This window comes from Alistipes shahii WAL 8301, from assembly GCF_025145845.1.
Lineage (GTDB): Bacteria > Bacteroidota > Bacteroidia > Bacteroidales > Rikenellaceae > Alistipes > Alistipes shahii.
The window spans coordinates 1,274,520-1,287,801 of sequence record NZ_CP102253.1 but is presented as its reverse complement, the minus strand read 5'-3'; the positions used below and the strand labels follow the sequence as shown (position 1 = coordinate 1,287,801).

Sequence of the window (13,282 nt, the reverse complement as noted above, 5' to 3'; positions counted from 1 at the left end):
GCTATATGGATTTTGATGCATTGTTAAAACAACTTCAGGATTGGTCTAATAAAGTCCCATTGCTCGTATTAGGTAGTGGTGCTTCTGTTTCGTTTGGATTGCCTTCAATGTGGACACTTGGCGAACACTTGAAACACACATTAAACTTTGAAGAGGATCCAGATAGAAAACAATTTGAGGCGTTTAAAAGAAGTCTTGAAGAAACAAAGGATTTAGAGAAAACATTGTTAGAAATACAACTCAACGATACCGTTCTAAAATCTGTACTTAAAGCAACTTGGGAACGAATCTCTGAAACTGACCTAAAAGCATACAAACAATTTGTTTTGAATGGAGAGGGAGTGCCATTGGCAATATTAATGAAACATTTGCTTTCAACGACTAATAGAAAACTTTCCATAGTTACTACCAATTATGATCGTATTGCAGAATATAGTGCAAGTATTGCAAACGCTTTTATCTGTACAGGATATGCTCACAACTATATTGGACATTTTTCAGACAGCATTCATACGAATGCCTTGGCAAATATAAAAGGATATAGCGGACAGGTTAATATATGGAAGGTCCATGGATCATTAGACTGGTTTGAAACACCGAATAAAGAAAACATTCATTTGCCACTATGTAAAAATATTCCACAAGGCTATAAACCATTGATTGTAACTCCCGGACTTAGCAAGTATGCTGAAACACATAAAGAACCATATAGAACTATTTTTACACAGGCAGATACAGAAATTCAAAACGCAAATGGATTTCTGTGTATTGGTTACGGGTTCAATGATGAACATGTTCAACCAAAACTCATTCAACAGATAAAATCAAAACCAATAATTGTAATCACAAAAGAATTAACCCCAAAAACAAAAGAGGCAATAATTGATGGAGATTGTAAGAATTACATACTTATGGAAGAAAGCCGTGGCAACCACACAAAAATATATTCTTCAAATCAGGGAGAACATACAATTGAAGGCGTTAGCTATTGGCAACTTTCAGAATATATCAAACTAATAAAATAGGAAATATGGCAATTTTTGATTTTGAAGATAATGCTTCTATCGGAACTGTTTTTAGCGTTGACACAGCAACGCTTATCGTAAAAGTTGAAGAACTTGATAAGTTAAGAAAGTTACAGGTTAATCATTTGGTTGCAATCAAAAGCTCAAAAGCTGGACAATATTTAATTGGAATTATAAATCGTATAACTCGTAAGGCTACTGATGATGAGCAACCAGTAGGTGAAGATTTAGGATTGAATAATTTTCTTTTTACAGAAAATATTCTGAAAGTGAACTTAATTGGGACATTGTTAAATAAGCACGGAGAAAAAGAGAATGTGTTTAAAAGAACGCTTGATACTGTTCCAGAAATAGAGGCCAAATGCTTCCCTATAGACGGAGAAAACATTACAAGGTTTATGCAAACTATTTCCACGAAAGAGAAATATCAAATACCTCTTTCTATTGGGAAATATTCTATAGATGAAAATGCAGAAGCATTTTTGGATGGAGATAAACTATTCCAACGGCACGCAGTTATTGTAGGAAGTACTGGTTCGGGGAAATCGTGGTGTGTTGCCAAAATTATTGAACAGATTGCTAAATTACCAATGGCAAATTCTATCTTGTTTGACATACACGGAGAATATAGTGGAGAGAATTTTAAGGCAGACGGAATACAGCATTTCAGAATTGCCAATCCTTCTGATTTAGGGAAAAAAGGTAATCTTACAAACGGCATTTTGATGTTGCCTTATTGGTTATTGACTTACGAAGAGATGTTAGCAATGTTGCTTGACCGTAGTGATAGCAATGCCCCCAATCAAGCAATGCTATTTTCTAAAACCGTATTTACAGAAAAACAAAAATATCTTGATGAAGTGAAAGATACTATTTTCAAAGATAGTATTACTATTGATAGCCCTATCCCTTATAAATTAGAAAAGGTGCTTCAAGAATTAAAACGCCTTGACGAAGGAATGGTTCCTGGAGCTGCAGGAAAAGAAAAGCAAGGTCCATTCTTTGGAAAGTTGACAAGATTTATTCAACGACTTGAAGCAAAAAAAGACGATAAACGTATTGGGTTTCTTTTCCAAGTTTCAGATGATGAATTACAGTTAAATTGGTTAAATGATCTTTGTAGTGCTTTAATGCATGGTTCAGAACTTAATGGTAAAAAAGCAGGCGTTAAAATTATTGATTTCTCGGAGGTTCCATCAGATGTTTTGCCATTAGTAATTGGATTGGTTGCAAGAATTATTTTCACCGTTCAACAATGGACAACAAAAGAAAATCAACATCCAATTTGTCTGCTTTGTGATGAAGCTCATTTATATATTCCTGAAAGAACCAGTCAAGATGCTGTTTCTGAATTAAGTTTGAAAAGTTTTGAAAGAATTGCAAAAGAAGGAAGAAAATATGGCGTTAGTCTAGTAGTAATAAGTCAAAGACCAGCAGAGGTTAATAGAACAGTTTTAAGTCAATGCAACAACTTTATCTCATTACGGCTTTCTAATGCAGAAGATCAAACCGTAATTAAAAGACTTTTACCCGATAATCTTGCCGGTCTAACAGAAGTTCTTCCAATCTTAGATATTGGAGAAGCATTGGTAGTAGGAGATGCTTCTTTGTTACCGACAAGGATTTTAATCTCAGAACCAATAATTAAGCCTGACAGTGCAACTATAAAATTTTGGAAAGAATGGAGTAATAAGTGTGCTAAACAAGATATTGCAAATGCAGTAATTGGACTTCGCAAACAATCCAAGTTCTAATATAAAAATCATATTGTATTTAGAGGTTTGCTGATGTTGTTTTTTGTTATCACCCCCATACAATTGAAGGATTCACAAGAAAAAAAACAATGGATAAGAATAGTATATTACAATATAAATCAACTTTTGACGGCATTGTTCGGCATATAGAAAGTGATGATGCCAAAGATCAAATCGAGGTTTGGTTTGCACGAGAACTGCAAACGATATTGGGCTATGCTCGCTGGGAGAATTTTCTCGTTGCCATACATCGGGCAGTCGCCTCGTGCAAGTCACAGGACATCAATGTAGATGACCATTTTCGTGAAGTCACGAAAATGGTAGATTTGGGTAGTGGTGCCAAGCGTGAAGTTTCTGATTTTATGCTTACTCGTTACGCTTGTTATCTCATTGCTCAAAACGGAGATCCAAAGAAAGAAGAGATTGCCTTTGCCCAAAGTTATTTTGCTGTTCAAACACGGAAGGCTGAGCTGATAGAAGAGCGACTAAACTTGCTTTCTCGCTTGGAAACACGGGACAAATTGAGAGCAGCAGAAAAACAATTGTCGCAAAATATATATGAACGCGGTGTGGACGATAAAGGTTTTGGACGAATACGCTCCAAAGGTGACACGGCTCTTTTCGGGGGGCACACTACGGAAGATATGAAAAAACGGTTGGGCGTGAAATCCAATAGACCGCTGGCAGACTTTCTGCCCACTCTTACCATTGCTGCTAAAAATCTCGCCACGGAAATGACCAATTACAATGTAGAAAACAAAGACCTTTACGGAGAACCGTCCATCACTCGAGAGCATATTCAAAACAATCAAAGTGTGCGTGCCATGTTGGGAAACCGTGGTATCAAACCAGAAGAATTGCCTGCTGCAGAAGATATAAAGAAGTTGGAACGCAAGGTTACTCGAGATGAGAAGAAAATAGAACAAGCTTCGCAAAAACTTCCGAAGAACAAGAAATAAAAATGATATGAATGAATTTATAACAGCATTGTGTAGTAATGCAAGGAATGGACGAATCCCCGAAGAATATGATTTCTTCGGAGGTCTGATAGGCGAATGGGACATTATTTGGGACGACCATTTGGAAGAAGCCGAACCGAGACGAGTAAAGGGTGAGTGGATATTCTCCCGAGTTTTGGATGGTATGGCAGTACAAGACCTCTTTATCGTTCCCTCTCGTGAGGAACGCCTACGAAACAAACAACCCGATGCAGAATATGGAACGACGCTTCGCATTTTCAACCCTAAGACTATGGCTTGGGATATATTCTACGGTTGTATGGGAGAGGCTATCCAATTGACAGCCCGAAAGGTCGGCGAAGAAATTATCCTAACCGAAAATACGACAGAAAAAATGAGGTATGTATTCTCCGATATTACGACTTCTTCTTTTTTGTGGAGAAAAGAACGAATGAATGAGAATAACGAATGGCAAACCGTGGCGAAAGTAACGGCAGATAGAAAACAAAATAAATGAACTGATGATGAAACAGAAAGTTTTATTTATCATATTGAATGAATACACAGATTGGGAAGGGGCGTTTCTCTCCACGGCTCTTCATGTCGGCGTGATACCGGGTGGCGAAATAAAATACGAAGTGCATACCGTTGCTCCGACCTTGGACGCTGTCCGTTCTATCGGTGGTTTTAAGACCTTACCCGATTATTCTTTCGAGAATATGCCGAAAGATTATGCAGCCTTAGTGCTTATCGGTGGCAATTGTTGGGACACACCCGAAGCAAAACTTGTCGTCCCTTTGGTACAAGAAGCTTTGGATAAAGGTAAAATCGTCGGAGCGATATGCAATGGAGCTTCGTTCCTATGTTCGCATGGTTTTCTGAACAAAGTAAAACATACAGGCAACGGTCTTGACCAACTCAAAAAATGGGGCGGTACTAGTTACATTAACGCAGAGAATTATGTGGAAGCACAAGCCATCAGTAATAAGAACATCGTTACGGCAAACGGTGTAGGACATTTAGAATTCACTCGTGAGATGCTTCTATTGTTGGAAGCTAATACTCCCGAAAACATTGCTTCATGGTATGATTTCTATAAAAACGGATTTGTGAGATAATAAATAATTTCATATGGAAAAGAACTGGGAGAAGAACTTATCCGTATATATCGAAAGAACGATTAGTCCTGACGGAAGAGACACGTTTGAGTCCACACAAGCATTGAGTGAACAGATGTTTGAATTTGCGACGGTCAAGAAAGGGAACAAGGTGATGGATTTGGGATGTGGTTGGGGAAAATCTTTGCAGCCATTCGTTCCTCATTTTATATCCGCTCTCGGAATAGATACGAGCCAAGAGAATATTGCACAGGCAAAGGATGCTTATAAGCACTATGATAATGTTTCGTTTCAGTGTGGTAGCATTCAAAATTTGGAACTGTCGGCTGAAAGCGTGGATTTAATCATTTCCTCGCTCGTTCTGCATCAAGTGGAATGGAATGAGCAGGAAAGACTGTTTGAAACCGTGAAGCAGGTGCTGAAAGCAGAGGGTGAAATGGTAATGGCAGATGAAATCATCTTGTTCAATCCGGACGCATCTCCCGAAAAGTTCAATGAAGTCTATCGCTATCTGTTGGAATATACCACCCCGAAAGAAGTGTATGAAAATCATATCAAGCCATATCTGCAAGAGGGACATATCTATACTTGGCAGGACATGAAAGAGAATACGCCTCCTGAATATTGGTTCCACTCTATCGAAGATTTGAAAGCGACATTGAGGAAAGTTCGTTTGAAGCTTGTGGAGGTTCAAGAAATAACCCCGTTTTTCGGTCTGCTCAAAATCAAACATCAATAATATCAAAAGAATGAAACCAAGAAAGATATACGCTTGTTGGATTTATGTAAGTGATTTACAGAAATCAAAGCAATTTTATCAGGATATAGGCTTTGAGGTGAAACTGACAGATAGAGATTGGATTGAATTTAATTTTGGAGAAACCTCATTTGCCATTCTTCAAAGACCGGCACACAAAGGTGATGTAGTTGCAAGCAAAACAAGAATTATGTTTGAAATTGACGACATCGAACTTATATATGAGGAATTAAAGAACAAAGGAGTAAAGACGATCGGAGAAATAAGAACAGAACCTTATGGAAAGTTACTTACCTTTGAAGACCCCGACGGGCATTGGCTGGAATTTTACCAAAGACTTCCTTTTAGTGATTAAAAGGAATATGAGTATTTGATACTGGCTTCTTGTTACTTTTGAGCCGTCTCAACTCACTGTCAAAAGTAACGAGGTGTTTCTCATCGGGGTTTCTTTGCTCCGTCTGTTCTTCTTGAACGGTTACCTGTTCCATCCTTACTTCAGAATAAATCATCTTGTCTGATTTTATGCGGATTCCAGAGGAGAGGGAGTTGAGTTTCCATTTTCTTTTTACCTGCTTCTCGCATATCCGACCTTTTTTTGCGTCTTTCCGTCGGGTCGGTCGTTTTCGTTTCAGTGGCGTAAAAAGGTAGGGCTTAGGACAAACAAGGTTTTACGGCGAGAATACTACCTGCAATGAAATGGAAGTGTGGAGATTGTCGTCTAAACGGCTTGCCGCCTCGACCTTTTTTGTCCGTAAAAGCCCGGAACTACCTTTGCCGCTGACAACGAACAACCGATCCCGACATGATATATGGGCATAAGTAGAGGATTTGCAGACAGAGAAGCAGGGCGAAAACAGAAAACGCAGTTTTCGGAGACTACATTTATCATAAGAATAGAATACCCGGAAAACAAAAAGCAGCCCCAATGGACAGCCTTACGAAAATAACTCAGAGAAAATTCTTTTTTCTCACGATATACTCTTATCTTTGCAACAAACAAAGTGGTTCTTTGAAATGGCAAAACAAGGTAGAGTATAGAAGCTCGCTGGTTTCCTTATCGTTACCTCCCTTTATTGATAAACAATATAATCAGTTGATTATTTGACATTTATAGAATTTCCTATGCTTTGCAAGGTGGAACGAAAGCTGCTTTTCAATGCCGCAGGCGGCGGCGATGAATTTCAGGCTTCGATCCATCACTTTGACTGTGGACATCGGAAAGACCTTCTCCGGCCCGGCCAGACCTTTGTATTTATTCAGAATTGACAACGGAACGGGTAACAATCTGACCAAGTATTTGGTGCCCGTCTTCATCCGGTTACCCGAAACCCACCAATTGCCCGCAGCGTCCTGCTCGAATTGCTTCCATTCGAGCGATCGCATATCCGCGTGACAGATACCCGTAAAGCAGGAGAAAAGAAACAGGTCTCTTGTCCGCGCCTGGCATTTATGACGAAGTGGTGTGGTCATCAGACGTTGTAACTCCTCGTTCGTAAGGTATCCCCGCTCGACCTGCGGAGGCGTATAGCGGTAGAGGGCAAAAGGATTGCGGGGCATCCAACCGTTATTGAAAGCCATTTTGACTACATATTTCAGGCATTTAAGATAACCGGACAATCCATTGGGGGACATTCCGAGGTCATGGAATAGATAAGTATGGAATTTTTCAATGAAGGACTGCTCTAATTCCAAAAGCGGCATATCTTTGACCCGATACACCTTTTCCATGAAAGAATGCAAATGTTCGGAACATTTACAGTAACGCTCCCAGGTCCTGCGGGCACGATCGACACCAACCCGTTTTCGATAGTCTACCGTAAATTTTTCGAATGCTTCGAGCAGGGTCTGGTATTTCCGGTCGAAACCCTGATAGGCGTTCCGTACCCGTTCGGCCGTTACATAACTGTCGTGATCACAAATATCCTGATAATGTTTATTGATTTGCCCCCGAATATTGTCCAAATAGCGATTGATACGATCGGCTTCGACACTCTTGCCTTTCGCACGACCGCCTTTAACCTCCCACAGGCGAACCGGGACTTCGATTTTGGCGCTGAACTGGGTAATCGTTCCATTGACCGTAATACGACCCATGACCGGAGCGAGAGGCTGCTCCTTGTTCCTTTTAAGGTAGAACAGAACCTTGAACGTGCTACGCATAACTCTGCTTTTTGAGGGTTGCAAAAATAATTTCAGCAGAGTCGGTTGTCAAGACGAATAACAACGCAATATATTGCAATTCAAAATAATACGCAATAAATAGCAAAAGTAAACGAGGTAACGATTTGGAAACCGAAACCTCGTTTACAATCACGTTTTTTCACTCTCTAAACGTTATGTTTCTTATTTGGTTCGAAACATAAAAATCTAAAAATCAATCATCTTGCCCCTTTTTGCAAGATATTGAAACCCAAAGGTACTCCCATAATAATTCCGGATGTAGTCGTCTATCTTCCTCTTGAGCATAACTGACTTATATTAAGGCTGTCGGCTGACCTACATGGCCCTGTTTGCCGTTTTTCCAATACGAATATAGGGTATTCATGCCGTTTTTCCAAGAATTATTCGCACACATTTGCCGCTTTTCCATAATTCGGGATTTTCAGCCGTACCAGCTCCATTTTGAGTTACTCTCAAAAGCCTTGCCCTGACAGAGAGCAATCGCCCCTCCGAAGTCGGACAATCAAGAAAATAATAGCAAAGACTCAACAAGCGGTGTAGATGAACTTTCTAAACGCATTGAAATGCAAGATACAGCTTACGTCCCCAAGCCCAAAACAGGATATTCCCCGAACGCCTGCCCTATCCCACTCCCGCAGTTCGGCTGCAATAGCTTTCACAGCCCGACCGCGGCGACGGCGCGAAGTCGATCTTCAGGTTCAGGGATACCCGTAGCTTCGAGATCGCTATTGCTTAACGAATTCCAAGACCTCCACCTTCTCCAGAAGCTGCGTCAGGCGCCCCGTACCGGCTCGCCGCCCCACGGGGAGCAGAAAGTCACCGTACCGGAAGCGCCTGGACACGGTCTTCGAACATGCGGTAGAAAACACCCCGTAGACGAAAGGTCTCCCGAGGTGAAGGCAGCGTCATATATTTTCCGTTCGAGAGCAAGTTGCATGCGTCGTTCGCATGCAGAGCAGATAGGAGTCTGCCTCCAAAGGTCTGACGGCCACCCGTCGAAGTTTATGAAATTTTTTTTGGGGGGGGGAAATTTGGAACTTTCGGGGGATATATACTATTTTTGCGGCCGATTGGTTCCCAAGCGACTTTTTCCGAGTCGGGGGATTAAAAGGGAACCGGGTGAAATTCCCGGACAGACCCGCTGCTGTGAAGCTCCGCCAATCATCCGGGCAATCTGTACCACTGGCCGTTTCGTGCCGGGAAGGAGTTCGGATGAGGAGTCAGTCAGAAGACCTGCCAACGATTTATGGATTTAACCGCACCCGAGGACCGGTCGGTTGGATTGCTTTATAAATGCTTGTCGGATTTTATAAATATCTTTTGTTTCCCCTGGGACTGGCGGGAGGGTGCGTGCCGGAGGCATACGGACAGACGCCCCAGGATAGCCTCTACCATATCAGGGAGGTCGTCGTGACGGGCCGCGTCGTCCGGCGCGAGGTGATTCCCGTGCAGGAGCTCTCGGGCGAACGCCTCCAGCGGCTCAATTCGCACAACGTGGCCGACGCGCTGCGTTACTTCTCGGGCATCCAGATCAAGGACTACGGAGGCGTCGGCGGCTTGAAAACGGTGAACATCCGCAGCATGGGCACCAACCACGTCGGGGTCTTCTACGACGGTATCGAACTGGGCAACGCTCAAAACGGCACGGTCGATTTGGGGCGCTTCTCGCTCGACAACATGGAGTCGGTGACGCTCTACAACGGGCAGAAATGAGAAATGTGCGGTTGAATTTCCGCCAACAGGAACGTTCGCACCTGATGGAAAATATGATTTACAACGATTTGATCCGCAGGGGATATTCGGTAGACGTGGGAATAGTAGAACTGACGCGAATCATAGAGGGCCGACGCCGCTCGTCGCAATACAAGATCGACTTCGTGGTCAACGTGGGCAATGACAAACTGTATATCCAGTCGGCATTACACGTAGACACGCCGGAAAAGAAGGCACAGGAAACCTTCTCTTTGAGAAACACCGGCGACTTCTTCCGCAAGATCGTCGTGCTGGACGGCAACAGCAAGCCGTGGACGGATGAGGATGGCGTCATGTATGTGGGCGTGATCCCGTTCCTGCTGGAAGATATTGTGGCCGAGGCGATCGGATAAAACAGGGGACGGCGTTTCCTGTCCCGCAGGGAAAAACGGACGGTACGGACTATCGGTATCCACCACGGTACAAGAGGCTGTCGGCCGGCTTGCCGGCCCCTCCTGCCGCTTTTCCAATGCAAATACGGGTTGTTTTTGTCGTTTTTCTACGATTCGAGGTTTTTGGGCGGAATACAAAAGGATGGCGACCAGAGAAAAAAGGGACGGGGAGCGGCTTGTGCATAAACCGCTCCCCGCGCGTCTGTCTGCCGTCACGGCCTGACGGGCCGGAACCGGAAGGAGCGTCAGGCCAGCAGTCGGTCGATCATGGACTGCAACCGCAACAGATCGCAATATTGATTGGTGCCGCCGGTATAGTCCTCGGCATGCCGGGCCGTGCGGATCAGGAACGAATCGAGTTCTATTCTGACCGAGCCAATCCTCCGGGACAATCCGGAGGAATGGTTTATGTAAACGAATTTGCCGTTGCGCTCGACAAAACAGCTCGTAAAGTAATGCCCCTTGGTCTTGGCTACGACCGCCGCATCCACGGCTTTGGCATATTTGGATATTTCACGGACGAGCGCCGTCTGGAAATTCCGGTATTCTCTCGAGACATAACACCCTGCGTCCGCAAGGAAGACATATTGCCATTTGGTATAAAAACTCTGTGCCATAATCCAATTTGTCCGTTATCGTGTGTTCTGTAAATAAATTCGCCACTCCTCGCCGTCGATGGTAAGGCTGTTCAGTTCCCAGTCGTACTCCACTTCCGGCATATCGGAATAAGGGAAATGAACGGCATAGCCTATCTGTCCGTAGGAACAGAGCAGCGGCGTGACGCAAACTTCACGACCGAAATAGGTCTGCGGAGTACAGTATTTGCGCCAGTCGAAACGGCCTGCGGTCACATTGCCGCAGAGCCGTGCGAGGATCGCCCCGTCCGTCATCGCTTTCATACGTCGGCACCTCCTTTCTGTACCAACGTCAGTTGGCCGGGGCGGTCGGGGAACCAATAGGCGTCGTTGTCTGAAAAGACGATGCCGCAATCCTCGTCCTCGGGGTAACGGTGCGGACAAAGGAAACTGTCCGGACGGCAAAACCCCAGCACTTCGTGGGGGCCGAACGTCACTCCATAATCGTTTGTAAAGAGAACCGTGTCGCCGACGGCCAGGTCGTCGTCCGTGTCGATGACCTCCGAAAGACGGTCGTAAATCATCTTGCCGTGTTTTTTCTCCACTTCTGCCTTCCAACGCAGAAATTCCGCTTTGTAACTTCGTTTCGTACTCATTTCAATGCTGTTTTCAGGGTTTCATAAAGCGTGTCGATCATTGCCTCGGCCGCTTCCATATCGCTCACGATGTCTTTGATGTGGTAAGGGGCGCCGTTCTTGCCGTGCCCGTCCGTGCCGATCCACAGATAGGCTTCATAGTCGGAGTCGTAAGCCTCGTAATACTTTTCCAGCTCTTGCAGGAGGCTGTCGGGATCGCCGTTCCGCATTTCGACGCTGAAGCCGAAGTCCTGTCCTGCGGGCGTGTACTGCCGGAACTCGAACTCCGTGAAGCCGGGACGACTGGCGTCCGTTTCCACACTCCAGCCCAAAGCAGTGGCCACATTGGTAATCTGTTCTGTTGTTGTCATCGTTTCCGTTTTTTCTTTCCCTCCGTTCGATGTCTTCCGACTTCGCCCGAAGGGGATGTTTTCACGTGCGGAGTCGGACGGGGGATGCGAGAACGACGGGCAAGGAAACGGAAGGAAATTTTATGAAAGGCCGGAATCCCGGATTCCGGAAAGTTTGCGTCAAATTTCATTACAGGTAACGGCAGCGGTCCTTGAACCGTGTTCGTCCACCGTACCTTTGCACACGAAAACGAACCCGGCGGCGAAAGTCGAGACAACGAGAGGGTTATACTCGGTATATCGGGCGTCGTCCGGCAGGTATATAAACGGAAGGGGCGGCGGTCCAAGCCGTCCACAGGGTGAGCTATAAAAGCAACCGGGGGCGCAAACAGCAGGAAAAGATACGAACGTGCATACCGTTTCCGGTACGGGATTCGTTATATAGGTATCAAGGGATACGCCGGCGATACGGACTTTTCGGTTATATCCCGGAATTTATTATCTTTGCCGAACAAGAGGATAGCCTTACGACGAATTAAATACCTGACCGCTATGACACATATAATGATCGAAGACAATACGCCCGAAGGAAAGTGGCTGCTGGAGCTGATCCGGGGACACAAGAGCGTGACTGTCATGGACGAGAAAAAAAAGAAGGGGTTCCGGGAAGCCGTGGCAGAATGCAATGGCCGTCCTGCCGCTGAATTTTTCGACGAAATGAGCCGACAGGCTAAAGAGCATTTCGACCATGCGTGAGGTTATCGTATCCGAACATCTGTGGGGTAAGATTAAAGAGGTAAACGATTATCTCATAAACGAATTACACCTGTCTGAAGAAGCGACTGAAAAGCGAATCCGCAGGATGGAACAGTTCGTCATGGATTTTGCGAAACGGGTCGATCATCCCTTGTGCCGTTTCAAAAAGTGGCGGACACTGGGTTACCACTGCGCCGTATTCGAAAAAGACTGGGTATTCGCCTACGAGGTGTTCGACGAAGGCGTGATCGTGCGCGATATGGCCAATACCGCACTCTTGGCGGAATAACAAGATATATTCATCAACGCAAATCGTCCGAAGCAGGATATTCGGACGGTTTGCGGTCCCCCTACCCCATAGCCGGAACGATTTACGGACCTACAAAAGCAACCGAACCGCAAACAGCGGAAAAAGACGGGAAAAGATACGAACGGCTATCCGCCACTTTACGCATTCCGCGAATTGTTCATCCAGTTTTTCGACCTTTCTTTCATCATACTACCGGATTACATAATCCGGCCCATCTTCAGTGTTCGATCCGTGGTAGAGTTTCATCTCATACCTCCGCCGTTATTGTAACACACACGGGTCAAATCCTGTACGCTGTCGCCGACAGGTGCTCAGCCTCGTAGTGTTCGGCGAGAAAGTCCAACCCCTTGTAGCGGTTCAGGTAGTTGCCGGCTTCGCGCACCGTCATGCCATGCGTACGTGCAAATTCGCCTATATTGGCCACAATGTAACCGATTAAGCGCCGGTCTACGGGAACCGCCACCTGCAAGCACACCGACGCCGACTCTTTCGCCCAGTTTCTCCTGTGTCATTCTGCAACGGGTCCGTTCACGGCGGATCAAAACTCCGATATTGTTGATTTCCATATTCATAGTCTCTCGATTTCACAAAGAAAATCCAAAGTTGCCTATTTTGGAAACTATGCGGCAAAAATTTAGCTTAAAAAAGTAAAAACAGCGTTCGGCAGGTATAGAAACGGAGCGGAGCGCGTGAGGCTTAGAAATGGCCGCAGGAGATA

Annotated in this window: 16 protein-coding genes, 1 pseudogene and 1 riboswitch; of the genes and pseudogenes, 11 read left to right on the top strand and 6 right to left on the bottom strand. The window is 44.7% G+C overall.

Annotated features, from left to right (window positions below; genetic code table 11):
- Positions 1-5 precede the first annotated feature (5 nt).
- The 7 genes from NQ492_RS05505 (at position 6) to NQ492_RS05475 (ending at position 5,968) form a co-directional block, all read left to right on the top strand.
- Positions 6-1,025 carry an SIR2 family protein gene (locus tag NQ492_RS05505; RefSeq protein WP_015546405.1) on the top strand — a complete coding sequence of 340 codons (1,020 nt, stop codon included), beginning with the start codon at positions 6-8 and terminating at the stop codon, positions 1,023-1,025.
- 5 nt (positions 1,026-1,030) lie between these two features.
- Positions 1,031-2,779 (top strand): ATP-binding protein, encoded by a 1,749-nt coding sequence (locus NQ492_RS05500; protein WP_015546406.1) that lies wholly within the window; start codon positions 1,031-1,033, stop codon positions 2,777-2,779.
- Positions 2,780-2,868: 89 nt separating this feature from the next.
- The gene (gene dinD, locus NQ492_RS05495; RefSeq protein WP_015546407.1) at positions 2,869-3,738 is read left to right on the top strand and encodes a DNA damage-inducible protein D; all 870 of its coding nucleotides are present in this window, start codon (positions 2,869-2,871) and stop codon (positions 3,736-3,738) included.
- A gap of 7 nt (positions 3,739-3,745) precedes the next feature.
- Entirely contained in the window at positions 3,746-4,255 is a 510-nt protein-coding gene (locus NQ492_RS05490) for a hypothetical protein (protein WP_004371357.1), read from the top strand.
- Positions 4,256-4,262: 7 nt separating this feature from the next.
- Positions 4,263-4,856: a DJ-1/PfpI family protein gene (locus tag NQ492_RS05485; protein WP_370540972.1), complete on the top strand. Its 594-nt coding sequence runs from the start codon at positions 4,263-4,265 to the stop codon at positions 4,854-4,856.
- A 13-nt stretch (positions 4,857-4,869) separates the two neighbouring features.
- Complete coding sequence (locus tag NQ492_RS05480) at positions 4,870-5,595, top strand: class I SAM-dependent methyltransferase (RefSeq protein WP_004371360.1); 726 nt, start codon at positions 4,870-4,872, stop codon at positions 5,593-5,595.
- A 10-nt stretch (positions 5,596-5,605) separates the two neighbouring features.
- Complete coding sequence (locus NQ492_RS05475) at positions 5,606-5,968, top strand: VOC family protein (RefSeq protein ID WP_015546409.1); 363 nt, start codon at positions 5,606-5,608, stop codon at positions 5,966-5,968.
- A 734-nt stretch (positions 5,969-6,702) separates the two neighbouring features.
- On the opposite strand, the gene NQ492_RS05470 is transcribed toward NQ492_RS05475, so the two are convergent.
- Positions 6,703-7,773, bottom strand: a complete 1,071-nt coding sequence (locus NQ492_RS05470) for a site-specific integrase (RefSeq protein WP_015546410.1) — start codon at positions 7,771-7,773, stop codon at positions 6,703-6,705.
- A 1,075-nt stretch (positions 7,774-8,848) separates the two neighbouring features.
- Positions 8,849-9,049: riboswitch (cobalamin riboswitch) on the top strand.
- 38 nt (positions 9,050-9,087) lie between these two features.
- Between NQ492_RS05470 and NQ492_RS05465 the strand changes: the two are divergent.
- Positions 9,088-9,504 (top strand): annotated as a pseudogene (locus tag NQ492_RS05465) (TonB-dependent receptor); the annotation flags it as partial.
- A gap of 47 nt (positions 9,505-9,551) precedes the next feature.
- Positions 9,552-9,899, top strand: a complete 348-nt coding sequence (locus tag NQ492_RS05460; protein WP_229108417.1) for an ATP-binding protein — start codon at positions 9,552-9,554, stop codon at positions 9,897-9,899.
- Positions 9,900-10,183: 284 nt separating this feature from the next.
- On the opposite strand, the gene NQ492_RS05455 is transcribed toward NQ492_RS05460, so the two are convergent.
- Genes NQ492_RS05455 through NQ492_RS05440 form a run of 4 tightly spaced genes read right to left on the bottom strand, consistent with a single transcriptional unit; the run spans position 10,184 to position 11,519 of the window.
- Entirely contained in the window at positions 10,184-10,555 is a 372-nt protein-coding gene (locus tag NQ492_RS05455; protein ID WP_004328572.1) for a hypothetical protein, read from the bottom strand.
- 15 nt (positions 10,556-10,570) lie between these two features.
- The gene (locus NQ492_RS05450) at positions 10,571-10,828 is read right to left on the bottom strand and encodes a hypothetical protein (protein ID WP_040293444.1); all 258 of its coding nucleotides are present in this window, start codon (positions 10,826-10,828) and stop codon (positions 10,571-10,573) included.
- A gap of 5 nt (positions 10,829-10,833) precedes the next feature.
- On the bottom strand, positions 10,834-11,169 hold the full coding sequence (locus NQ492_RS05445; protein WP_004328570.1) for a hypothetical protein: 336 nt from the start codon (positions 11,167-11,169) through the stop codon (positions 10,834-10,836).
- Complete coding sequence (locus tag NQ492_RS05440) at positions 11,166-11,519, bottom strand: hypothetical protein (protein WP_004328569.1); 354 nt, start codon at positions 11,517-11,519, stop codon at positions 11,166-11,168. The genes NQ492_RS05445 and NQ492_RS05440 overlap by 4 nt, the downstream gene beginning before the upstream one ends.
- 531 nt (positions 11,520-12,050) lie before the next feature.
- On the opposite strand from NQ492_RS05440, the gene NQ492_RS05435 reads away from it, so the two are divergent.
- On the top strand, positions 12,051-12,254 hold the full coding sequence (locus NQ492_RS05435; RefSeq protein ID WP_004328568.1) for a hypothetical protein: 204 nt from the start codon (positions 12,051-12,053) through the stop codon (positions 12,252-12,254).
- Positions 12,255-12,360: 106 nt separating this feature from the next.
- Entirely contained in the window at positions 12,361-12,543 is a 183-nt protein-coding gene (locus NQ492_RS05430; protein WP_015546414.1) for a hypothetical protein, read from the top strand.
- A 301-nt stretch (positions 12,544-12,844) separates the two neighbouring features.
- On the opposite strand, the gene NQ492_RS05425 is transcribed toward NQ492_RS05430, so the two are convergent.
- Entirely contained in the window at positions 12,845-12,952 is a 108-nt protein-coding gene (locus tag NQ492_RS05425; protein WP_229034976.1) for a DUF3791 domain-containing protein, read from the bottom strand.
- Between the last annotated feature and the right edge of the window lie 330 nt (positions 12,953-13,282).